This is a genomic window from Longimicrobium sp. (assembly GCA_036387335.1).
Lineage (GTDB): Bacteria > Gemmatimonadota > Gemmatimonadetes > Longimicrobiales > Longimicrobiaceae > Longimicrobium.
In genome coordinates, this window is record DASVTZ010000247.1 from 1 (window position 1) to 22430 (window position 22430).

Genomic DNA, 22430 nt, shown 5'->3' on the forward strand with positions numbered 1-22430 from the left:
GCCTGGACGTCGTCCGCGCCCTCAAGGCCCAGCCCGCCACCGCCGACATCCCGGTGATCGCCCTCACCGGCCGCGACGACGCGGGGAGTCGCCGTGCGTGCATGGAGGCCGGCTGCGCGGAGTACATCCTGAAGCCGATCAACACGCACGCACTCCTCCGCACCATCGAGCGCCACCTCCGCACCGCGCCGGAGAAGGGGTAGCCCCACGAGGGCCCCCACCCCCGCTCGTCACCTCGCGGCCCCTCCCCCAAACTGCGGGGGAGGGGCGTTTTGCGGGCGTTGGTGCGCATTGGGCGGGTTCGGTGCGGCGGGGGGCACGGGCAGCCACGTGGGGCGGCCCCTACGGGTTACGGTGCGCGATGGGCGGGCACGCGGTTCGGGCAAGGGTGGGCAGACACGCAGGTCTGCCCCTACCGGTATTCGTTCGTTGGCGCGGGTGTCGGAGCAGCGTCGAACACGGGCGCGATGAATCGCGCCCCTACCGCATCTATGCACGTCAGAACGATTTACGCCCCCTCTCTCGATAACAGAGGGCACAGCCCTCTCCTGTTATCGGGAGAGGGGGCAGGCGAGTGTAACGAGCCGGGGGTGAGGGTCGGGTCCCCCGCCGTTGCCCCATCCCGCGCCCGCCCCCATCTTCCCGCGCCCGCCCCGTACTGTCCTCCTTCGCCTCGCCCGATGCAGCCTGACCTGATCGTCGTCGCGGATCGCATACACGTGCTGGGGAACCATGCGCCGGTGCGGGCGCTGCTGGTGCGCGAGGGGCGCGTGGTGGCGCTCGGGAGCGAGGAGGAGGTGCGGGCGGCCGCCAAGTCCGGGTACGGAACGGAGCGGCTGGATGGCGCCACCGTGACGCCGGGGCTCACGGATGCGCACGTGCACCTGACGCTCTGGGCGATGGCGCGGCGGCGGGTGGACCTGAACGCCGCGCGCACGCTGGAGGAGGGCGTCGCAGCCGTGGCCGCGGCGGGGGGCGAGGGGTGGATTAGGGGGCTCGGGTGGGACGTGCACCGCTGGGGGCGCTTTCCCTCGCGCGACGATCTGGATGCGGCGGTTTCAGGGCGGCCGTGCTACCTGGAGAGCCACGACATCCACGCGGCTTGGCTGAGCTCGGAGGGGTTGCGGCGGTGCGGGATCACGCGCGGCACGCCCGATCCCGAGGGCGGCACCATCGTGCGCGACGCGGCCGGGGAGCCGACCGGCATTCTGCTGGAGACGGCGAAGCGGCTCGCCGAGGTCCACCTTCCCGTCCCGACGGCGGCGGAGGTGCGGGAGGCGCTGTTGGACGCGCAGAGCGCAGTGCACGCGCTGGGGCTAACCGGCGTGCACTCGGTGGAGACGACGGGGATCGAGGACTTCACGTCGATGCAGGCGGACGGTGTGCTGCGCCTGCGCGTCCTGCAGTCGATCCCCCTGGCCCGGCTGGACGCGGCGATCGAGCTGGGGGTGCGCAGCGGGTTTGGGGGGGAGTGGCTGAAGCTGGGCGGGGTGAAGATGTTCCTGGACGGCGCGCTGGGCTCGCGCACGGCGTGGCTGCGCGAGCCGTACGAGGGGAGCACGGGCGAGCGGGGAATCCAGACCCTCGCGTCCGACGAGTTCCGCGCCCACGTGCGCCGCGCGGCCGATGCGGGGATCGCGTCCACGGTGCACGCGATCGGCGACGCGGCGGTGGAGCTGGCGATCGACGCAATGGGGAGCGTGGCGCCGCCCCGCGCCATGCGGCACCGCATCGAGCACCTCCAGCTCTGCCCGCCCGAGCTGTGGGAGCGCGCGGCCCGGTCCGGGATCGTGGCCTCGGTGCAGCCGGTGCACCTGATGACCGACATCCCCGCCGCCGAGCGGCACTGGGGGCACGAGCGCTCGCGCGGCGCCTACCCCTTCGCGGCGGTGAAGCGCGCGGGGATGGTGCTCGCCTTCGGTTCCGACGTGCCGGTGGAGACGGTCGATCCGCGCCCCGGCCTCTTTGCCGCCGTCGCGCGCCGGGGGTGGGATGGCGGGCCGGAGGGCGGATGGTTCCCCGAGCACTGCATCTCCGCCGAGGATGCGCTGCGAGCGTACACCGAGGGGCCCGCCTTCGCCGCGAACGAGTCGGAGCGGCAGGGACGCCTGCTCCCGGGCTACCACGCCGATCTCGTCGCCTGGGACCGCGACCCGCTGGATGTGCCGGCGGACGAGCTGCGGACGATGCAATGCCTGCTGACGATGGTCGGCGGAGAGGTGGTGCACCGCGTATGAGCGGCGAGACTACGACGCTCTGGCGCCCCGTGGGCGAGGCCGAGCTGGCGCTGATCCGCGACAGCGGGTGGACGGCCTTTCCGCCGCGCCTGGCGCACCAGCCCATCTTCTACCCCGTCACGAACGAGGCGTACGCCGCGCAGATCGCCCGTGACTGGAACACGCGCGACGCCGCTTCGGGGCACGTTGGATACGTGACGCGCTTCGAAGTGCGGACCGATTTTCTCAGCCGGTACACTCCTCGCGTCGTGGGCGCCCGGGGGCACGAGGAGTACTGGATCCCGGCCGAGGACCTGGATGAGTTCAATAGGAATCTTTTGGGGCCAATCACAGTTACGGCGGAATTCAGACCGGAGTAGCCTTCATGCCGAACAAGATCCTGGTATCGCCGGACGTGATGGCCGCGGCGGCGGATGCGCTGGCGCGGGCGCGGCGGGTGGTGGTGTCCACGGGGGCGGGGATGTCTAAGGAGAGCGGCATCCCCACTTTTCGCGATGCGATGGAGGGGCTTTGGGCGGAGTTCGACCCGCAGGAGCTCGCCACGGAGCAGGGGTTCCGCGCGAACCCGCGGCGCGTGTGGAGCTGGTACGCGTGGCGCCGCCGCCGCGTGGCCGAAGCCGCGCCGCACTCCGGGCACCTCGCGGTGACCGAGCTTCAGCGACTGCTGCCCAGCGTCACCGTGGTCACGCAGAACGTGGACGGACTTCACGCCGTGGCCGGCTGCGAGGACGTGGTGGAGCTTCACGGCAACATCCGCAGGCTCCGCTGCTTGGACGCCGGCCATCCCGTCTCCGGCGACATCGCGGGTGAGGAGGATGGCGAGTGCGATCCGCCGCCCTGCCCGGCGTGCGGGTCGCCGCTGCGGCCGGACGTGGTGTGGTTCGGGGAGATGCTGCCCAAGCACGCGGTGGAGCGCGCGTGGGACGATGCGCGCCGCTGCGACGCCCTCCTCCTGGTTGGCACCTCGGGGACGGTGTGGCCCGCGGCCGATCTGCCCCACATCGCGCGGTCGAACGGCGCGTTCGTCATCGAGGTGAATCCCGAGCCGAGCGAGCTGACCGGCATCGCCAACGTGTTCCTGCAGGGTACGGCCGGCACGATCCTGCCGCGCCTGGTGGACGAGGTGCGGGCGCGGAAGGGGTGAGCCGCGGCCGGGTTCGTACGCGGTTTGCGTGAGGGCGGGGAAGGACTGGACCGAACGACCCATCCAAACGCAAACGGAGCCGCTGGGATGACCCAACTCTCGCTCGACACGGAAGGCGCCGCCCTGCTGGCGGACGCGCTTCGCTCTTACCTTTCCGACCTGCACGACGAGATCGCGGGGACCGACAACTTCGACTTCCGCGAAGCCCTCAAGCGCAGGGAGCAGATGCTCAACGGCATCCTTCACCAGATCCAGGGCGGGCAGGAGCTTCCGCCGCAGGTCTGACCGACCGGGGCCGCGCGCCGCTCGAGCGCGCGGCCCACCCCTTTCCGCAGTGCCCTCATCCCATCCAACGATCCCCGTCATGAACCGGCTCCGCACGCTGTTCCTGTGCCTCGTCCTCGCGCTGGCGCCCGCCGCGCACGCCCAGCAGACGCCCGCCCCCGCGGCCCAGCCGCAGGCTTCCGCGGCGGCGCACGTGCCCGTGCCCAAGCCGAGCGCCAAGGCGGTGCGCTACCACCGCAGCGGCAACGTGCTCTGGGTGATCGGCAACCTCTGGGGCTTCCTGGTGCCGGCCGTGATCCTGTTCAGCGGCCTTTCCGCGCGGATGCGCGACGCGGCGCGCAGGGTGGGGCGCAACTGGTTCTTCACGCTGGTGCTGTACGGGGTGATGTTCTCGCTCCTCACCTGGATTCTGGACCTGCCGCTGGCCTACTACAGCGGCTTCGTGCGCGAGCACGCGTACGGGCTCTCCAACCAGGGCTTCGGCAAGTGGTTCGGCGATGCGGCCAAAGCGCTGGGGGTCGGGCTCGCCGTGCTCGCCGCCACGCTCTGGATCCCGTACCTCCTGCTGAAAAAGAGCCCGCGCCGCTGGTGGCTGTACACGGCGATGGCCGTCATCCCGCTGATCGTGGCGGGGCAGTGGCTGAGCCCCATCTTCATCGACCCGCTCTACAACGATTTCGGGCCGATGAAGAACAAGCAGCTGGAGGCGCAGATCCTGGACACCGCGCGGCGGGCGGGGATCGAGGGCGGGCGCGTGTTCGAGGTGAACAAGAGCGTGGACACGGAGGCGGTGAACGCGTACGTCACCGGCTTCGGCGGGAGCAAGCGGATCGTGCTGTGGGACACGCTGCTGAGGAAGCTGGACTCGCGCGAGGTGATCTTCGTGATGGGGCACGAGATGGGGCACTACGTCCTGAAGCACGTCTTCATGATGCTGGGCGTAATCTCGCTCCTGATCCTGCTCTGCCTGTACGCGGTGCATGCGTCGGCGGGGTGGCTGATCGGGCGGTACCGGGAGCGATTCGGCTTCGACCAGCTCTCGGATGTCGCGTCGTACCCGCTGCTGATCCTGGTCTTCGGCGTGGTGAGCTTCCTGGCGACGCCGGCGCTGTACGCGGTGACGCGCCACAGCGAGCACGAGGCGGATCGCTTCGGCTTGGAGTTGACGCACGACAACCACTCGGCCGCCACCGCGTTCGCCAAGCTCCAGGCGGAGAACCTGGCCGTGCCCTATCCCGGCACGCTGTACAAGGTGTTCCGCGCGTCGCATCCGGTGCTGGGGGAGAGGATCGAGTTCGCGAACACGTATCGGCCGTGGGAGACGGGCGGGGAGCAGAGGTATGCGGATCGGTTCAGGCGGTAGGAAGTGCGTGAGTGCGTGAGTGCGCAGTCGCCGGTTGTGATCGCGCGGGCCCTTTCCCGGTGCAAGATGGGGAGGGGCGTGCGCGTGCATCGGTGTGAAGGGGCCCGGGTGGAGCGGGGGAGGGCACGGGCAGCCACGTGGGGCGGCCCCTACGGGATTCGTGTGGAGGGGCGGAGGTCGGGGTGGCGGCGATGGTGGGCAGACACGACCGGCATCGGTGGGCGGGGCGGGCGGCGGAGTGGCGGCGGGCACGGGCGCGATGAATCGCGCCCCTACGGGTGCGGGGACGCACTAACGCACTAACGCACTTACGCACCTGTTTTTCGTCGCCCCTTGCCCCCGCCGCGACGCCGGGGGCAGTATGTCTCTCTCGCACGCAAACCGTGACTAGCGAGACCGATGAACCGACGTACCAAGATCGTCTGCACCCTGGGACCCGCAAGCTGGTCGCCCGAGCGCATCGCCTCGCTGATCGAGGCGGGGATGGACGTGGCCCGCATCAACTTTTCCCACGGCACGCAGGAGCGCCACGCAGAAACCATCCGCAACGTGCGCGAGGCCTCCCGCAACGTCGGGCGTCCCATCGCCGTGCTGGGCGACCTGCAGGGGCCCAAGATCCGCGTGGGCGTCCTGGGCGACGCCGTGGAGCTGACTCCCGGCGATGCCGTCACCTTTGCGCCCGAGGGGGAGCACGTGGAGGGGAAGGAGCTCCCCACCACTTACGCGCAGCTCGCGGGCGACGTGGAGGTGGGCGACGTCGTGCTGCTGGCCGACGGGCTGATGGAGCTGATCGTGGAGGAGGTGGCGCCCCCCCGCGTCACCATGCGCGTGATCCACGGCGGGACGCTGACCTCCAACAAGGGGATCAACCTCCCCGGAGTCCGCGTGAGCGCGCCGTCGCTCACTGAGAAGGATCTGCGCGACCTGGAGTTCGCGCTGGAGCAGGGGGTGGACTACGTGGCCCTCTCCTTCGTGCGCACGGCGGAGGACGTGCTGGACCTGGTGAGGCGCATTCCCGAGGGCGGGCCGCTGATCGTGGTCAAGGTGGAGAAGGGGCACGCGCTGGAGAACCTCGAGGAGATCCTGGCCGCGTCCGCCGCGGCGATGGTGGCGCGCGGTGACCTGGGGGTGGAGCTTCCCTTCGAGCAGGTGCCGCTGGCGCAGAAGCGGATGATCCAGATGGCGAACCTCAGCAGCCGCCCCGTCATCACCGCCACGCAGATGCTGGAGTCGATGATCGAGAACCCGCGCCCCACCCGCGCTGAGGCCTCGGACGTGGCGAACGCCATCATCGACGGCACCGACGCGCTGATGCTCTCGGCCGAGACGGCGACGGGGAAGTTCCCGGTGCAGGCGGTGCAGGCGATGGCGCGGATCGCGCAGGAGATCGAGGACTCGCACGTGATGGACGCGGGGCCGCACTACGACATGCCCATCAGCGCCAGCTCCGACGGCCACACCCCCACCGAGCGCGCCGTCGCCGGGGCCACGGTGGAGGCGGTCCGCCGGCTGCAGGCGCCGGTGATCGTCACCTTCACCAGCAGCGGCTCCACGGCGCGCGTGGTGTCGTCGTTCCGCCCGCCGGTGCCCATCCTGGCCATCACGGACACGGAGCGCACCTACAACCAGCTCGCCCTGGTGTGGGGGACGATCCCGGTGCTCTGCTCGGCGGAGTCGACGTTCGAGGAGATGATGAACTACGCGCGCTCCGAGGTCGTGGCCCGCGGCCTGTGCCAGCCCGGCGACCGCATGGTGGTGACGGCCGGCTACCCGATCCACGTGCCCGGGACGACGAATCTGCTGCAGGTGGAGGTGGTGTGAGGACGAAAAGTCCTGAGTCCCAAGTGCTAAGTGCTAAGTGGGCTGGGCGATTGCACTTAGCACTTAGCACTAAGCACTTAGGACTTCGGTGCGCCTGACCTTCCTCGGCACCGGCACCTCGTTCGGCGTGCCGGTGATCGGCTGCGACTGCGACGTCTGCACCTCGGCCGACCCGCGCGACCGCAGGACGCGGCACGGGGCCCTGCTGGAGGAGGATGGAAGGCGCCTGCTGGTGGATACGCCGCCCGAGCTGCGGCTCCAGCTCGTCGCGGCCGGGGTGGCGAGGGTGGACGCGGTGTGGTACACGCACTGCCACGCGGACCACGTGCACGGCGTGGACGACCTGCGCGTCTTTTCGGAGCGCGGCGGCGGTGCGCTGGAGGTGTACGCGTCCGAGGGGTGCGCGGCGACGCTGCGGGACCGGTTCCGCTACGTGTTCGACGCGACGATGCGGCCGCTGGAGGGGACTTCGAAGCCCGAGGGAGCGCTGCACGTGGTGAGGGCGTTCGAGCCCGCGACGGTTGCCGGCTTCGAGATGCTCCCGCTCCCCGTGCCGCACGGGCGCGAGGAGGTGATGGGGTTCCGCGCGGGGCCGCTGGGCTACATCACCGACGGCAAGCTCCTTCCCCCGCGCACCGAGGAGGCGCTGCGGGGGGTGCGGGTGCTGGTGCTGAACGCGCTCTGGTTCGGCCGGCCGCACCCCACGCACTTCAGCGTGGAGGAGGCCGTCGATGCCGCCGCCCGCGTCGGCGCCGAGCGCACCTACCTCACGCACCTGAGCCACCGCGTGAGCCAGGCCGAGCTGGACCGGCGCCTGCCCTCCGGGGTGTTCGGGGCGTACGACGGGCTGGTGGTGGAGGTCTGAGAGACCGGCGCGCTTCGCTGGCGACGGAGCAGCGGCGGGCACGGGCAGCCACGTGGGGCTGCCCCTACAACGCACTAACGCACTCACGCACTCTTCCATGCCGCGCATCGTACTGGACTACAACAACATGCTCGCCCCGCGACTGGGCGGGCGGGGGATCGAGCCCGCGGCGCTGGAGGGGATGGCGGAGAGGTTCCGCGAGGCGCACGCCGATACGCTGAGGCGGCGCGATTCAGGGGAGATGGGGTTCTTTGGGCTCACGCAGGAAGACGACACCGTCGCCTCAATCGAGGCGTTCGCGGCGGGGGCGGGGCAGGCGTTCTCCGACTTCGTGGTGCTGGGGATCGGGGGGTCGGCGCTGGGGATGATCGCGCTGCGCTCCGCCCTGCTCAAGCCGTCGTGGAACGAGCTGAGCGACGAGGAGCGCGACTTCTTTCCCCGCATCCACGTGCTGGACAACGTGGACCCGGCCACCATCGGGCCTTTCCTCGACCGGCTGGACCTGGGGCGCACCCTCTTCAACGTCGTCTCCAAGAGCGGCGGCACGGCGGAGACGATGTCGCAGTACCTCATCGTCCGGCAGCGGCTGCAGGAGAAGCTGGGCGACGGGTACCGGCGGCACCTCCTCTTCACCACGGATCCCGAGAAGGGCGTCCTGCGCCAGCTCGCCAAGCAGGAGGACATCTCCGCGCTCCCCATTCCGCCCAGCGTGGGAGGGCGCTTCTCCGTCCTCTCCGCCGTGGGGCTGCTGCCGGCGGCGATGGTGGGGATCGACGTGCGCGAGCTGCTGGCCGGCGCCCGCGAGATGGCCGAGCGCTGCGAGACGGACGACCTGCGCGCGAATCCCGCGGGGCTCTTCGCCGTGCTCCAGTACCTGGCGGACACGGAGGCCGACGCGCCGATCCACGTGATGATGCCGTACTCCGACCGCCTGCGCGACGTGGCGGACTGGTTCCGGCAGCTCTGGGCCGAGAGCCTGGGCAAGCAGAGCACGCGCGGCGGCGACGAGGTGTTCGCGGGGCCCACGCCGGTGAAGTCGCTCGGGGCCACCGACCAGCACTCGCAGGTACAGCTCTACGTCGAAGGGCCGTTCGACAAGACGATCACCTTCCTGGCCGAGGCGGAGCGCGAGATCGACGTGGAGATCCCCAGCGTGTACCCCGAGCTCGGCGAGCTGGGGTACCTGGGCGGGCACACGCTGGGCGGCCTGCTGCGCACCGAGATGCTGGCCACCGAGGCCGCGCTCGCGCGCCGCGGCCGGATGAACATGATGCTGGAGCTGCCGCGGGTGGACGCGCGCTCGGTGGGCGGCCTCTTCATGCTCCTCCAGATCGCCACCGTGTACGCGGGGCACCTGTACGGCGTGGACCCGCTCGACCAGCCCGGTGTGGAGCTCGGCAAGCAGCTCACCTACGGCATCATGGGGCGCGCCGGCTTCGAGACGCAGCGTGCCGAGTGGGAAGGGCGCCAGCCGAAGCGCGACGACTGGACGGCGCGCTAGAAAGCATTCGCGTCCGCGCGTATAATTGGAGGCGCCGGGTCACTCGCGGCCCGGCGCTTCGCGCTCCCTCCTCCCGCGTCCAAGCAGCCGAGTTTGACCGAGCCCGATCCGCACCCGTACGCGTCCCGATACCTGGTGGTGCTGAACCCGGCCGCGGGGCAGGCGAACACCGACCGGGCCGTGCGCGCCCTGGCCGGGGCCTTCGCCACGCGCCGCGCGGGGTTCGACATCCTGGAGACGCGCGGCGCCGGCGACGCCGAGGAGATGGCGCGCATGGCGGCCCGCGTCGGCTACCGCGCGGTGGTGGCGGTGGGCGGCGACGGCACGGTGGGCGAGGTCATCACCGGCCTCGCGGGCACCGGCGTGCCGCTGGGGATCATCCCCAAGGGCACCGGCAACCAGCTCGCCGCCAACCTGCGCATCCCTATGGCGGTGGAGGCGGCGGTGGAGGTGGTGGTCAACGGACGCCCTGCGGCCATCGACCTGGGGAGGCTGGCGGACGGTCGCTACTTCGCCGTCACGGCGGGCGCGGGGTGGGATGCCGCCATCATGGCCGCCGCCACGCGCGAGCTCAAGGACCGCTGGGGCTTCGGCGCCTACCTGTACGCCGGCCTGCGCACCGGCATCACGCCGCCTTCCACCCTGTACCGCATCACGGCGGACGGCGAGACGCTGGAGGTGAACGCGGCGATGGTGCTGGTGGCCAACATGGGGCAGTTCGCCTCGCGCTTCCTCTCGGTGGCGTTCAGCATCGGGCCAGGGGTGTCGTTCCAGGACGGCAAGCTGGACGTGTGCATCTTCGCGCCCCGAAACCTCACCGACGTGGCCGCCATGCTCTGGCGGATGGCGCGCCGCCGCTACGCCGGCGACGACCGCCTCATCTACCTGCAGGCCGCGGACATCCACATCGAGACCGACACCCCCGTCGTCACCGAGTCTGACGGCGAGCCCATCGGCGTGACTCCGCTCTCGGTGCGCGCGGTGCCGGCCGGGGCGCACGTGCTGGTGCCCGCCTAGCGCCTCCGCGGCGCACGTCCACGCGGGGACCCGCCAGATCCACGACAGCCGCTTTTAGGAGATGCTGGCCTGAAACGCGCGCAGACCGGCGCGGGCGTGTACGCCGACGTTCCCGCCTCACGCACCGCCGACACCGGATGTTTACGCGTAAGCCGTTGCGGAACAACGCATCTAGCGAATCTGCACATTGTTGCACTGGCGCGAATGGATCAGGTCGTATATAGTCGTTCGAACTGCATGCGGAGGGCGGCAAAAGGGTCTGCATAGGGTTTGTAGACTCCCGGGTGGCATCGCCGGAAAGCAGCCCGGTAGTGCACCGCCCCTTTTGCGTCTGCGAAAGAACATGCGTGTTTAGGATCTGGCCATTCCAGAGCGACTGCTTACACTGTTCCCCAACGAGGTACTTCCCGTGAGAGCACCCTCGGCGAACCTCCGTACCCTGCCGCTCGTACTGGCGGCGGCACTCGGCTCGGCACCCCTGGCGGCCCAGCACAACCACGAGCATGCGACGGCGCAGCCCGTGCCGTCCGCGCCTGCTCCCTCGAACACGCCGCCGCCGGTTCCATCCAACACGGTGGCGGTGGACTTCTCGTTCGGGCCCACGGGAAGGGCGCCGGGCTCCGCGGGCACCGTGCACGAGCGGGAGAGCGGCGAGATCAGGATGCGCATCACCGACCGCGCCACCGGGCGTCCCATCACGGGGCTGCACCCGCTGGCGTGGGTGGACGTGCGCACCGCCAGCGGCGCCGCGGTCTGCCAGCAGAAGGTGGGAGCGTTCACCGAGGGAACGCTGCACGTGAAGCACGGGCAGATCAACGTGCGCCAGCCCGTGGACGACCTCAACGGGCACTACGTGGCCGTCCTGGCGCGCTCGCCGCACGTGGCGGTGCTGGACCCGGTGAAGGGCTTCGGCAGGACGCGCATGCTCACGGCCGTCCCCCTTCCCGCGCCGGGCGCGGACTGGGCGGCGACGTCGGACGACCGGCGCCTCTTCGTCACCATCCCCGACTCCGGGACGGTGGCGGTCATCAACACGCTCACCTGGCGGATGGAGCGGCTGGTGAAGACCGGCACACGCCCCGACCGCGCGGCCCGCGCGCCCGACGGACGCATCTGGGTGAGCGACGAGGCGGGGGTGATGGTGATGGACCCGCGCACCCTCGAAGTCGTCAGCCGCGCGCAGGCCGGCGCGGGGCAGAAGACCCTCGCGTTCTCGCAGGATGGGCGCTGGGCCTTCGTGGCGGCGCGCGGCGCGGGCACGGTTACGGTGCTGGACGCCGCGACCGGCGCCGCGGTGCGCCAGGTGAAGACGGGCCCGGCGCCGGCCGCGCTGGCCTGGTCGTCCAACCGCAACGCGCTCTTCGTGGCGGACGAGACGGACGGCTCGGTGTCCGTGGTCGATCCGGCCCGGGACGCGCCGGTGGAGCGCATCGCCTTCCGCCCGGGGATCCGCTCCCTCCGCTTCGCGCCCGAGGCCAGCGAGGAGCACGCGGGGCACGGCGCGCAGCCGGTGAAGGGCGCCGAACGCCTCCTCTTCGTCCTCAACCCGGGCGCGGGCGAGCTCTCCATCTACGACGTGGCCGACCGCCGCGTGGTGCGCACGCTGAGCGGCGCGCCGGAGCCGGACCAGGTGGCCTTCTCCCCCTCGTTCGCGTACATCCGCGCGGCGGGGACGGCGAGCGTGGCGCTGGTGCCGCTCAACGAGCCGACTTCGGGCGCCATGGGGCCGCACGACTACTTCCCCGCAGGCGGCGGCGCGCCCGGCGCGGTGGGCAACGGCGCGCTGGGCGACGTCATGGTTCCCGCGCCCGGCATGCACGATGCGCTGTACGTGGCGAACCCGCGCGAGCGGATGGTCTACCTCTTCCACTACATGGAGGGTATGCCCGTGCCCCACGGCGGCGTAACCACCTACACCTTCGAGCCGCGCGCCATCCGCACCGTGGCGCGTGGCGTGCGCGAGACGGCGCCGGGGGTCTACGAGGCCACCGTGAGCCTGGAGCGCAGCGGCGACTACGAGCTGGTGATGCGCATCCAGGAGCCGTACTGGCTCGGCTGCCAGGCCTTCACCGTGGTCACCGACCCGGCCATGCACCGGGCGGACGCCGTGCGCATCGCGGCGGTGGGCGAGCCGGTGCTGCGGGTGGGGAGCAACCGGGTGCTCCTGCGCGTGACCCGCGCGGGCGACGGATCGCCGGTGCCCGCGCTGGACGACCTGGGGGTGCAGCTCGCATCGCCCGCCGGGTGGCAGCGGCGCATGACCGGCAAGCCGCTGGGCGACGGCACGTACGAGGTTGAGGTCGAGGTTCCCGAGGACGGGATCGTCTACCTGGCCTTCGAGATCCCGTCGCAGGGGGTGCGGCTGCGCGACCGCGCGCCGATCCTCTTCCGCACCACGGGGGCGGCAGACGGTGCACGCTGAGTCCGGCGTCCCCATCGAGCGTCCCGGCGACTGGGTGACGCGCGAGTACCTGGAGGAGCACCGCCTCCTTCCGCTCGCGCGCGGCGACGAGGGCGTGGTGGTGGCGTTCGCCGGACGGCCGGATCCGCAGGCGGTCGCGGAGCTGGAGGTGCTCTTCGGGGCGCGCGTGGCGCTGCGCGAGTGGGCGGAGGACGAGCTGCTGCAGGCCGTGCGCGAAGCCTTCGGGCACGACGACACCGCCGCGGGGATGATCGCCGGGATGGCCGGCGGCTCCGACGACGGCGACGTCGGGACGCACGACCTGGAGGAGATGGCCAACCAGGCGCCGGTCGTGCGCCTGGTGAACCTGCTGCTGACCGAGGCGGTGGAGGCCGGCGCCAGCGACGTGCACATGGAGGCCGAGGCGCGCGGGATGAGCGTGCGCTATCGCGTGGACGGCGTGCTGCAGCCCGCGCCCGCCCCTCCCGCGCAGCTCCGCGCCGCCGTCGTGAGCCGCCTCAAGATCATGGCGGAGATGGACATCGCCGAGCGGCGCCTTCCGCAGGACGGCCGCGTGCGGCTTCGCACCGGCGACCGCGAGCTGGACGTGCGCGTCTCCACCCTCCCCACGCTGCACGGGGAGAGCGTGGTGCTGCGCCTGCTGGACACGGAGGGGGAGCGGATCGGGCTGGAGGGGATGGGGATGGGGGCCGACACGCTGTCCGCGCTGCTCGGCTTCGCGGGGCGCCCGCACGGCGTGGTGCTCGCCACGGGCCCCACCGGGAGCGGAAAGACGACGACGCTGTACGGCCTCCTCGACCGCATCCGCACGGGGCGCGAGAAGATCGTCTCGGTGGAGGACCCGGTGGAGTACGAGCTGGCCGGCGTGGCGCAGGTTCCGGTCAACACGCGCGCCGGGCTGACATTTGCGCGGGCGCTGCGCTCCATCCTGCGCCAGGACCCCGACATCCTGCTCGTGGGCGAGATGCGCGACCCGGAGACGGCGGAGATCTGCGTGCAGGCGGCGCTCACCGGGCACATGGTTCTCTCCACGCTGCACACCAACGACGCGCCGGGCGCGCTCACGAGGCTCGTGGAGTTGGGCGTTCCGGACTACCTTGTGGCGAGCACGGTGGAGGCGGTGCTCGCCCAGCGCCTCGTGCGCCGCGTCTGCGCCCACTGCGCCGAGCCGGGGCCCATCGATCCCTCGGTCGCCCGTGGGATGGCGGAGGCCGGCTACCCCGCCTCCCGGGCCCTGCGCGGGCGCGGCTGCCCATCGTGCCGCGGCACCGGCTTCCGGGGCCGCACGGGGATCTACGAGCTCCTCCGCGTGGACGACGAGCTGCGCGCCGAGCTCCTCCTGCGCCCCGGCGCCGACGGCCTGCGCCGCCTGGCACTCGCCCGCGGCATGCGGCCGTTGCAGGCGGATGGATGGAGGCAGGTGGCGGCGGGGGTGACGACGCCGGAAGAGGTGCTGCGGGTGGCGTGAGGGGGGGTGGGGGGTGGGGGGTGGGGGGTGGGGAATGGGGAATGGGGAATGGGTGGGGATGGCGGATGGCGGATGGCGGATGGCGGACGGGGATGGGCGCGGAACGCCGGGCGTCGAGCGCCGGAACGCCGGCATCCGAACCCCCGGGGGATGAATCCCCCGGCTGGAACCACGCGAAGCCCGCTGAAGCGGGCTGGTGGGAGCCATATTTTGTCATCCTGAGCGACGCGCTGCACCGCACTCGCCCGATCTCGGAACTCTGGCGCGGAGCGAAGGATCTAATACGCGTGGCGAGGGGTTCGTAAAGGTTTCGCGGTCCTCGCGTTTCGCCGGCTAGATCCTTCGGTCGCCGCGGCAGTGGGGAGGCAACGTGGAGGCCGGTGTGGCGGCTCCCTCAGGATGACAGAATGGGGGGCTCGGAGGCACTCAGGACTTAGCACTTAGGACTTAGCACTAGGCACTCGGCACTCGGCACTCGGCACTTCGCACCCCACCAACCCGATTAACGATGCCTCACACCCGAAAGACGGCGGGGTTCACGCTGGTGGAGATCCTGGTGGTGATCATCGTTATCGCGGTGCTCGCCACGCTGGTGGCGCCCAACGTGTTTCGGCACGTGGGAAGGGCCAAGGACAGCACCGCGCGCGCGCAGATCGAGATGCTGGGGTCGGCGCTGGAGGCGTACCGGCTGGACAACGACGCCTACCCCACCACCGAGCAGGGGCTCGCGGCACTGGTGAAGCGGCCGGAGACGGCCCCCGTGCCGCGCGATTGGAGAGGGCCCTACCTCAAGCGCGACGTGCCCAAGGATCCGTGGGGGGCCGCGTACGTCTACCGCAGCCCCGCGCGTGAGGACGCCGGCGGCTACGAGCTCCTCACGCTGGGGCGCGACGCGCGCGAGGGCGGCGAGGGCGAGAACGCCGACATCTCCGCGCGGTAGCAGGCCGTGCCCTCCTTCGCCTGGCGCGCCGCCGACGCGGCCGGCCGCACGCTGAAAGGCGTGGAGGAAGCGGCTTCGCCCGCGGCGCTGGAGCGCGCGCTGGGGGCGCGGGGGCTGTACCCGCTGGAGGTGGCGCCCGCCCCCGCGCGGGATGCGGGGGAGCGCCGCGGCGGCGGGCGCGGAAAGCGCGCGGAGATGGTGGAGTCCATCCGCTACCTGGCCACGCTCCTCTCCGCCGGCTTTCCGCTGGACCGCGCCCTGGGGGCGGTGGCGCGCGTGGCCGGGAGGAACGACGTGGCGGAAGCCGTGGCCGAGGTGCGCACCCGAGTGCGCGGCGGGGCGCGGCTGGCCGAGGGGATGGCCGAGCACCCCGACATCTTCCCCCGCTTCGCCGTGGGGATGGTGCGCGCGGGGGAGCGCGGCGGCTACCTGGCCGATTCGCTGGACCGCCTGGCCGTGCAGCTGGAGCGCGAGCAGGCGCTGAGGGCGCGCCTCGCATCGGCCATGCTGTACCCGGCGGTGATGGTGCTGGTGGGCGCCGCGGCGCTGGCGACGCTCTTCGTGCAGGTGCTGCCGCGCTTCGTGGAGCTGCTGGCCGACACCGGCTCCCAGCTCCCGCGCTCCACCGCGCTCCTGCTGGCGACGGGCGACTTCGTGGGGCGCTGGTGGCCCGCGCTGCTGATGCTGCCGATGCTGCTGGCCGCGGCGCTCGCGGCCGTCCGCGCCACCGAGGAAGGGCGCCACGCCGTGGACCGCGCGCTCCTGCGCGCGCCCGTCGCGGGGAAGATCCGGCGCAGCGTGGCGGCGGTGCGGCTGGCGCGGGCGCTCTCGACCCTCCTGCGCAGCGGGATGCCGATCCTCCCCGCGTTGGAGACGGCCTCCGAGGCCCAGTCCGATGCCGCCGTCGCCGCCGACGTGCTGCGGGTGCGCGAGGAGGTGCGCGCGGGCGACGGGCTGGCGGTCTCATTGCGCCGTGGCGGCGTGTACCCCTTCTCCTTCCTGCAGATGGTGGAAGTGGGGGAGGAGGGCGGCCGCCTTCCCGAGATGCTGGAGCGCGCCGCCGAGGCCATGGAGGGCGAGGTGGAGCGCTCGCTGGAGCGCCTCCTTCGCCTGGTGGAGCCGGTGATGATCGTGGCGTTCGGCGGCGCGGTGGGCTTCGTCGCCCTCTCGCTCCTGCAGGCGATCTACGGCATCCAGAACGTGCCCTGAGCCATCCGACCGGATTGAGATGACACGAGCCGATTCGACCGACCGCAAACCGCCACGTCGCGTACAGTTGGCGATCGCGCTGGCGCCTGAGCGGATGGTGGCGGCGAGCGGGCCGGCGGCGCGCATCCCCGAAGTACTGGAGAGCGACCTGTCGCCCGCCACGCGCGGCGGGGGCTGGCCGGAGCTGGACGAGGCTCTCGCCGCGCTGGCGGCGGCGCTGGGCGCGTCGGGTGGCACGCTGGACGTGGCGCTTCTGGGGCGGTTGGGACACGCCAAGGTCGTCCCGCTCCCGCCGGTGCGCAGGGCGGAGCTGGGCGCTCTGGTGGCCAAGAACGCCCGCCGCCATTTCGCCGTGCGCGACGAGTCGCTGGTGGCCGATGCGGTGCGCGTGGAACGGGTCCGCGCCGGCGCCCCGGCCGCGACGCTGGCCGTCGTCGCGCCGGAAGCGATCGTCGAAGCCGTGGGCGCGGCGGCGCAGGCGTGCGGATTCACCCTGGGGCGCATCGTCCCCGGCGCGGTCGCGCTGGCGGAGGCGGTGCGCGCGCGGGTGCCGGCGGCGCGGCGCGGGCGTGTGGGTGTCGTCGCGCGCACGCAGGCCGGGGTGGAGGTGGTGATCCTGCGCGAGGGGACGCTGGAGGCCGTCCATCCCCTCGCCGCCGGGCCGGCGGAGGACGCGGCGTCGCTGGCGGAGCGCGTCGTGGCCACCCTGCGCCCCGCGGCGGAGTGGTCGCCGCTCGACGGGCTGGTGGTGTGCGGGGCGGCGGAGGACGACCTCGCCCTTCGCGACGCCCTCTCGCGGCGGGCCGATGCGCCTCCCCCGCTCGCCGCGGCAGGGGTGCAGCAGATCCCCGCCGAGGCGGTGCTCGCGCTGGGGGCGGCGCTGGCCCGCGACTCCGTGCCGCAGCTCATGCCCGCGGCCATGGTGCGCGCCCGCGCGCGCCTTCAGCGGCGGCGCAACGTGGTGCTGGTGGCGGCTTCGGCGCTCCTCCTCCTGATCGCGGCCGGATTCCACCTGAACGGGCTGCGGCGCGAGCTGGACGCGGTACTGGCGCGCAGGGCCGAGATCGCGCCCGCCGTGCGCCGCGCCCGCGAGACGCGCGCCGGGGTGGACGAGGTGAGGATGCGCCTCGCCGCGCTCGCGGCCCTCGAGCGCGACGCGCCGGAGTGGACGGCGGAGGTGGCCGCGCTGGCCCGCGCCCTTCCGGACTCCGCGCACCTCACCACCCTGACGGCCGACTCCGTGAGCGTGCGGCTGGGGGGGATCGCGCGCTCGGCGGCGTCGGTGGTGCCGGCGCTGGAGGCTTCGCCGCGGCTGGCGCGGGTGGCGCTGGCGGCGCCGGTGCGCTGGGAAGCGGGGGATGCGGGGGAGCGCTTCGACATCGCCGCCACCCGGGAGTCGCGGCCATGAACGCGCCCCGGCTGAACGCGCGCGACCGCCGCGCCGTCGCCATCGGCGCGATGATCCTGCTGCCGGGGCTGGCGTGGGCGTTCGGCGTCCGCCCCTACCTGGACGCGGTATCCGACACGGGCGAGCGGGTGAGGACGGAGCGCGCGCTGCTGGAGCGCGAGCTGGCGCTGGTGGCCGGGGCGCGCCGCCATCCGGAGGAGTTCCGCGCGGGCGCCGAGCGGCTGCTGGGCGAGGCTCCCCGCCTGATCGGCGGCAGCGACGACGGGGCGGCGGCCGCGGCCCTCGCTGGCTACCTGCGGCGGCTGGCCGGGATGGGCGGCGCATCGCTCCGCTCGGTGGAGCCGGCGACCACCCGCGACGCCGGCGCCGGAATTACGGCGCTGCCGGTGGTGGTGAGCGGCGAGGCGGACCTGCAGGAGGTGCTCACCTTCCTGCGGCTGCTGGAGACGGGGCCCAAGCTGGTGCAGGTGCGCGAGCTGCGGCTGGAGTCGATGTCGCGCGGGACGCCCGCGGCGGGGGCATCGTACGCGACGAACGCCTTTCTCCCGGCCACGCCGCCGCCGGAAGGTCCCGCTCCCATCTCTTTCCGCTTCGTCGCCACCGGCTTCACGCTCGCGGCCGACACGCTGCGGGACGCCGGCGCCGGAGCCGCGCGATGATCCTCAACCGCATGGCTCACGCGGAGACGCGGAGACGCGGAAGAGAGGGCGGAGTTCTCTCTGCGTCTCCGCGCCTCCGCGTGAGGCCAGCCGTTCTGGAAGTGCACACCGAATCCGTGGAGATGGAATGAGGCTCTTTGCAGGGTGGACCACCGCCAACCGCGCCGCGCTCGGGCTTCTGGTCGCTTCCGCGGCGCTGTGCGCCAGCGAGGCGGCGGGGGCGCGCAGGCTGGAGCCGCTTCCCACCTCCGCGCGCGCCGCCAAGCCGCTGCCCATGCCGCGTATCGCGCGGCGCGGGGGCGGGTCCGACGCGGCGGTGCTGGCAGCCGTGTCGCGCGACCCCTTCCGGGCGGACCGGCGGCGCTCGCCCCCCCGGATCACGGTCGGCACGGCGATCCAGGCTCCGGCGGCGGCGTACGTGCCCCCGGCGGGTCCCTCGCCGGCGGCGTCGTTCCGCCTGCTGGGGACGGTGGTGCTCCCGGGCGGAGGGCTGGCCGTGGTGGCCGGCGTGGATGGGCAGGGGCGCGTGCTGCGCGTGGGACAGTCGCTGGGGGGCTACCGCCTGGCGCGCGTGGGTCCCGGCACCGCCACCCTCACCGGCTCGGACACCACCGTCGTGCTGCGCACCAGCGCCACCCCGGCGGGAGTGGCGCAGTGAGGCGCGCACTCTGGGCCGCGGCGGCCGTCCTCATCGTGCTGCCGGGCGCCGCGGCCGCGCAGGGTGGCGGCGGGGTGGAGCGCACCGCGCAGGGGGTGCAGATCGACTTCCAGGGCACCGACATGCGCCTGGCCGTGGCGGCGCTGGCCGAGGCGGCCGGGCTCAACGTGGTCTTCGGCGAGCTCCCCTCGCGGCCGGTCACGCTGCGTACGGGCGCGCCGGTGCCGCCCAGCATGCTGCGCAGCTACCTGGAAAGCCTGCTGCGCGCCAACGGGCTCAACCTGGTGGACGAGGGCGGCGGGCTGCTGCGCGTCGTCTCGGCCCAGGGGGCGGGGGAGGGACAGCAGCAGCCGGTGCAGGGGAGCGTGCAGCGCGTACCCCCCGGTGAGATGCGCGTGTGGGTCCACCGCCTCCGCCACGCACCGGCGGAGGACATCGCGCGCTCGGTGGGCGCGCTCTTCGGGATCGGCGACCGCGGCGGCGGCGCCCCCGGCGAGGTGCGCTCCCTCTCCGAGGAGCTGCGCACCGGGCGCTACGGAACGACCGAAGAAGGCGCGCGCCCGACCGACCGCTCCGTCAGCGCACAGCTCCAGGGCGGGGTGCAGATCGTCCCCGACCCGCGCACCAACGCGCTGCTGATCCGCGCCACGGCGGCCGACTACGAGACGATCCGCGCGGCGGTCGACGAGCTGGATACGCGTCCGCTGCAGGTGCTGATCGAGGTGCTGATCGCCGAGGTGCGGCGCGACCGGCAGTTCGGGCTCGGCGTGGACGTACGCATCCCGGAGCAGCTCGAGCCGCGCACCGGCGCCACCATCGGCGGCGAGCTCTCCGGCGGGTCGGCGGGCGACGTGGTGCTGCGCGTGATGCGGCTGGGCGCCGTCCGTGCCGAGGTGGTGCTGCGCGCGCTGGCCGCATCGGGCGAGGTGACGATTCTTTCGCGCCCCGTGATCCTGGCGCAGAACAACGAGCAGGCGCGGATCCTGGTGGGCGACGAGCGCCCCTTCATCCAGATCTCCCGCGCCCTGCCCACCGACGGGGCCGTGCGCGACCAGGTGGTGCAGTACCGCGACGTGGGGACGCAGCTCACCATCCGGCCCACCATCAACCCGGACGGCTACGTAACTATGTCGGTGCTCCAGGAGGTCAACACGGCCACCGCGGAGACGCAGTTCGGGGCGCCGGTCATCAGCACCCGCGAGGCCGAGACGCGCCTCCTGGTGAAGGACGGAAACACGGTGGTGATCGGCGGGCTGGTGGACCAGCAGCGCACCACGGCCAACACCGGCATCCCCTTCCTGCGCGACATCCCGGTGCTGGGTAACCTCTTCCGCTCTACGCAGCGGCGGAACACGACCACGGAGCTCTTCCTCTTCCTGATCCCGCACGTGCTGCGCACGGACGAGGACGTGGAAGAGGCCACCGCGCGGGTCCGCGAGCGCGCGCCGCGGCTGGATCGTGCGCTGGGCGACTCGATCCCGCTCCTCTGGGAGCCCGCCGATTCCGCGGCCGCCCGCCGCGCTCCGGCCACACCGGCGGCGCCCGCCACGCAGGCTCCGGGCACGACGCCGGCGCAGCCCGCGCCCAGGACGCCCGCGAACCCGGGGCAGCGCCCGCCGGGTCTTCCCGAGCGGTTCATCCCGCGGACGACGCCGCCTCCCCGGCCGCCCGCACCGCCGCCCGCGCCGACGCCCCCCGGGCCGGAGCCGCGGTGACGGGGAAGGGAACCGCGGCCTCACGCGGAGGCGCGGAGACGCAGAGAGAACTCCGCGAGCTCCTCCGTGTCTCCGCGCCTCCGCGTGAGCCCAGCCGTTACGGCCGCGCCGGGATGACGCTGATCGAGCTGATGGTGGCGCTCGCCATTGTGGGGATCGCGCTCGCGGCGACCGTGCCCGCGTTCCGGCCCTCGAACGAGCGCGGCACCGGCGCCGCCGCCGAGGCCCTGATGCGCGCCTGGCGCGAGGCGCGTGGCGATGCCGCTCGCCGCGGAATGCCGGTGGACGTGGTGCTGGAGGCGAAGACGGGAGCGTGGTTCGCCATCACCGTGCCCGAGGACGAACAGGCGCCCGACACCCTGCGCGCCGGCATCCTTCCGCTCCCCTCCGGCGCGCGGCTGACGGGCGGCAACGGGCGGGAGACGATGGTACGGTTCGACGCGCTGGGCCGCGCCCGGTCGGACCGCGTGACCATCGAGTACGGCGCGGACCGGCTGGTGCTCTCGGTGGATCCCTGGACCGGCGCGGGGCGTCGCCATGCGCGGTAACCGCGGCTTCACCCTGGTGGAGGCGGCGGTCGCGCTCCTCCTGCTGGGCGTAGCGCTCGTGCCGCTCCTCCAGTCGGTGACGGCGGGGGTGCGCTCCGAAGGCGACCTCGCCGCGCGGCTGAACGCGGTGCCGCTCGCCGAGTCGCGGATGGAGGAGCTTTCGCTGCTTCCCCTCGACTCGCTGGGCTTCTACCTCACCACCCGCCGCGGCACCTTTGCGCCACCTTTTGCGCGGTATCGGTGGAGCGCGCTGCTGAGGCCCGCCGCCGGATCGCCCGCGCTGGTGCAGGCGGCGGTGCGGGTGGAGTGGGAGGGCGGGGCATACTCGTTGGAGACCTTTTTCCACCGGCCGGGGATGCTCCCCCAGGTGCGGCGGTGAGGGCGCGGCGCGGGGGCTTCACCCTGCTGGAGGTGGTGGTCGCGCTCGCCATCGCGGGGGCGGTGACGGCGGGGGCGTACGGGATCCTGCTCTCCGTGTCTGCGTCGCGCGACCGGGTGGTGAGGGAAAGGGAGCGCGTGCTTCCCGCCGTCGCCGCGCGCGAGGCGCTCACGACGTGGCTCGCCGGGGCCGCCACGCTGGACCAGGGCGGACCCTTTCGCGGCGTCGACCGGCGCGACGGGCAGCTCCCGGCGGACGAGCTGTCGTTCGTGGTGGGCGACGGGGGGACGCTGCACCCCGGCCCGCGCCGCGTAAGGCTCTGGGTGGAACGCCGCTTCTCCGCGCCGCGCCACGGGCTGCTGGCGGAGATCGGGATGATCGAGGGGGGCGCCACGGACACGCTGGAAGTCGCGCCGGGCGCGGCGGGGATGGACGTGCGCTACCGCACGCACGTCAAGGGGGTGGACCGCTGGGTGGACTGGTGGTCCGCGCCGGCGGAGCTCCCCGACGCGGTGGAGCTGCGGCTGCTGCCGCCCCCGGAGCGCGCGGCCGACCCGCGCGGCGACGGGCTCCCCGGGCCGCTGCGGCTGCCGGTGAAGGCGGCGCTCCACTCGGATTCGAACCAGGAGACAAGGGATGACGGCACGCGGACGACGGGGATTCGCGCTGATTGCGGTGCTGTGGGTGCTGGTGCTGGCGTCTGCGCTGGCGGTTGAGCTGCACGGCACCGTGCGCGCCGACCAGCGCGCCGTGGCCAACGCCCGCGCCGGCGCCCGCGCGCGCTGGGCGGC

Annotated in this window: 21 protein-coding genes; all 21 read left to right on the forward strand. The window is 73.0% G+C overall.

The annotated features are described in order from the left end of the window. Positions 1 to 203: response regulator (locus VF647_25060; GenBank protein ID HEX8455373.1), on the forward strand; the 203-nt coding region annotated here is incomplete at its 5' end. A gap of 477 nt (positions 204 to 680) precedes the next feature. Beyond that, positions 681 to 2237 (forward strand): amidohydrolase, encoded by a 1557-nt coding sequence (locus VF647_25065; protein HEX8455374.1) that lies wholly within the window; start codon positions 681 to 683, stop codon positions 2235 to 2237. Continuing rightward, positions 2234 to 2596 (forward strand): hypothetical protein, encoded by a 363-nt coding sequence (locus VF647_25070; GenBank protein HEX8455375.1) that lies wholly within the window; start codon positions 2234 to 2236, stop codon positions 2594 to 2596. The genes VF647_25065 and VF647_25070 overlap by 4 nt, the downstream gene beginning before the upstream one ends. A gap of 5 nt (positions 2597 to 2601) precedes the next feature. Continuing rightward, the gene (locus VF647_25075) at positions 2602 to 3381 is read left to right on the forward strand and encodes an NAD-dependent deacylase (GenBank protein ID HEX8455376.1); all 780 of its coding nucleotides are present in this window, start codon (positions 2602 to 2604) and stop codon (positions 3379 to 3381) included. A gap of 87 nt (positions 3382 to 3468) precedes the next feature. Further along, a complete protein-coding gene (locus VF647_25080) occupies positions 3469 to 3666 on the forward strand; it encodes a hypothetical protein (protein HEX8455377.1) in 198 nt (65 codons plus the stop codon). A 79-nt stretch (positions 3667 to 3745) separates the two neighbouring features. After that, entirely contained in the window at positions 3746 to 5029 is a 1284-nt protein-coding gene (locus VF647_25085; protein HEX8455378.1) for a M48 family metallopeptidase, read from the forward strand. Between the two features lie 399 nt (positions 5030 to 5428). After that, complete coding sequence (gene pyk / locus VF647_25090; protein ID HEX8455379.1) at positions 5429 to 6850, forward strand: pyruvate kinase; 1422 nt, start codon at positions 5429 to 5431, stop codon at positions 6848 to 6850. A gap of 88 nt (positions 6851 to 6938) precedes the next feature. Beyond that, complete coding sequence (locus VF647_25095; protein HEX8455380.1) at positions 6939 to 7715, forward strand: MBL fold metallo-hydrolase; 777 nt, start codon at positions 6939 to 6941, stop codon at positions 7713 to 7715. A 97-nt stretch (positions 7716 to 7812) separates the two neighbouring features. Further along, a complete protein-coding gene (locus VF647_25100; protein ID HEX8455381.1) occupies positions 7813 to 9216 on the forward strand; it encodes a glucose-6-phosphate isomerase in 1404 nt (467 codons plus the stop codon). Between the two features lie 93 nt (positions 9217 to 9309). Next, positions 9310 to 10233 (forward strand): diacylglycerol kinase family protein, encoded by a 924-nt coding sequence (locus tag VF647_25105; GenBank protein HEX8455382.1) that lies wholly within the window; start codon positions 9310 to 9312, stop codon positions 10231 to 10233. Between the two features lie 409 nt (positions 10234 to 10642). Then, complete coding sequence (locus tag VF647_25110; GenBank protein ID HEX8455383.1) at positions 10643 to 12655, forward strand: hypothetical protein; 2013 nt, start codon at positions 10643 to 10645, stop codon at positions 12653 to 12655. After that, on the forward strand, positions 12645 to 14123 hold the full coding sequence (locus VF647_25115) for a GspE/PulE family protein (GenBank protein HEX8455384.1): 1479 nt from the start codon (positions 12645 to 12647) through the stop codon (positions 14121 to 14123). The genes VF647_25110 and VF647_25115 overlap by 11 nt, the downstream gene beginning before the upstream one ends. Before the next feature lie 508 nt (positions 14124 to 14631). Continuing rightward, the gene (gene gspG, locus VF647_25120; GenBank protein ID HEX8455385.1) at positions 14632 to 15063 is read left to right on the forward strand and encodes a type II secretion system major pseudopilin GspG; all 432 of its coding nucleotides are present in this window, start codon (positions 14632 to 14634) and stop codon (positions 15061 to 15063) included. 6 nt (positions 15064 to 15069) lie between these two features. After that, entirely contained in the window at positions 15070 to 16272 is a 1203-nt protein-coding gene (locus tag VF647_25125; protein ID HEX8455386.1) for a type II secretion system F family protein, read from the forward strand. Between the two features lie 67 nt (positions 16273 to 16339). Next, entirely contained in the window at positions 16340 to 17680 is a 1341-nt protein-coding gene (locus tag VF647_25130) for a PilN domain-containing protein (GenBank protein HEX8455387.1), read from the forward strand. Next, positions 17677 to 18339 carry a GspMb/PilO family protein gene (locus tag VF647_25135; protein HEX8455388.1) on the forward strand — a complete coding sequence of 221 codons (663 nt, stop codon included), beginning with the start codon at positions 17677 to 17679 and terminating at the stop codon, positions 18337 to 18339. Before VF647_25130 ends, VF647_25135 begins: the two co-directional genes overlap by 4 nt. Positions 18340 to 18466: 127 nt before the next feature. Further along, positions 18467 to 18997 carry a hypothetical protein gene (locus VF647_25140; protein HEX8455389.1) on the forward strand — a complete coding sequence of 177 codons (531 nt, stop codon included), beginning with the start codon at positions 18467 to 18469 and terminating at the stop codon, positions 18995 to 18997. Then, a complete protein-coding gene (locus tag VF647_25145) occupies positions 18994 to 20712 on the forward strand; it encodes a secretin N-terminal domain-containing protein (protein HEX8455390.1) in 1719 nt (572 codons plus the stop codon). Before VF647_25140 ends, VF647_25145 begins: the two co-directional genes overlap by 4 nt. Next, positions 20709 to 21260 carry a type II secretion system protein gene (locus VF647_25150; protein HEX8455391.1) on the forward strand — a complete coding sequence of 184 codons (552 nt, stop codon included), beginning with the start codon at positions 20709 to 20711 and terminating at the stop codon, positions 21258 to 21260. The genes VF647_25145 and VF647_25150 overlap by 4 nt, the downstream gene beginning before the upstream one ends. Then, positions 21250 to 21639, forward strand: a complete 390-nt coding sequence (locus tag VF647_25155; protein HEX8455392.1) for a prepilin-type N-terminal cleavage/methylation domain-containing protein — start codon at positions 21250 to 21252, stop codon at positions 21637 to 21639. The genes VF647_25150 and VF647_25155 overlap by 11 nt, the downstream gene beginning before the upstream one ends. Continuing rightward, positions 21636 to 22355, forward strand: coding sequence for a prepilin-type N-terminal cleavage/methylation domain-containing protein (locus tag VF647_25160; GenBank protein HEX8455393.1), 720 nt, complete (start codon positions 21636 to 21638; stop codon positions 22353 to 22355). Before VF647_25155 ends, VF647_25160 begins: the two co-directional genes overlap by 4 nt. Positions 22356 to 22430 lie beyond the last annotated feature (75 nt).

Excerpts from the sequence above, each read along its gene's own strand:
- VF647_25070 (HEX8455375.1), top strand. The coding sequence starts at position 2,234 with ATGAGCGGCGAGACTACGACGCTCTGGCGCCCCGTGGGCGAGGCCGAG.
- VF647_25075 (HEX8455376.1), top strand. The coding sequence starts at position 2,602 with ATGCCGAACAAGATCCTGGTATCGCCGGACGTGATGGCCGCGGCGGCG.
- VF647_25080 (HEX8455377.1), top strand. The coding sequence starts at position 3,469 with ATGACCCAACTCTCGCTCGACACGGAAGGCGCCGCCCTGCTGGCGGAC.
- VF647_25135 (HEX8455388.1), top strand. The coding sequence starts at position 17,677 with ATGAACGCGCCCCGGCTGAACGCGCGCGACCGCCGCGCCGTCGCCATC.
- VF647_25085 (HEX8455378.1), top strand. The coding sequence starts at position 3,746 with ATGAACCGGCTCCGCACGCTGTTCCTGTGCCTCGTCCTCGCGCTGGCG.
- gspG (HEX8455385.1), top strand. The coding sequence starts at position 14,632 with ATGCCTCACACCCGAAAGACGGCGGGGTTCACGCTGGTGGAGATCCTG.
- VF647_25155 (HEX8455392.1), top strand. The coding sequence starts at position 21,250 with ATGCGCGGTAACCGCGGCTTCACCCTGGTGGAGGCGGCGGTCGCGCTC.
- pyk (HEX8455379.1), top strand. The coding sequence starts at position 5,429 with ATGAACCGACGTACCAAGATCGTCTGCACCCTGGGACCCGCAAGCTGG.
- VF647_25140 (HEX8455389.1), top strand. The coding sequence starts at position 18,467 with ATGAGGCTCTTTGCAGGGTGGACCACCGCCAACCGCGCCGCGCTCGGG.
- VF647_25065 (HEX8455374.1), top strand. The coding sequence starts at position 681 with ATGCAGCCTGACCTGATCGTCGTCGCGGATCGCATACACGTGCTGGGG.
- VF647_25100 (HEX8455381.1), top strand. The coding sequence starts at position 7,813 with ATGCCGCGCATCGTACTGGACTACAACAACATGCTCGCCCCGCGACTG.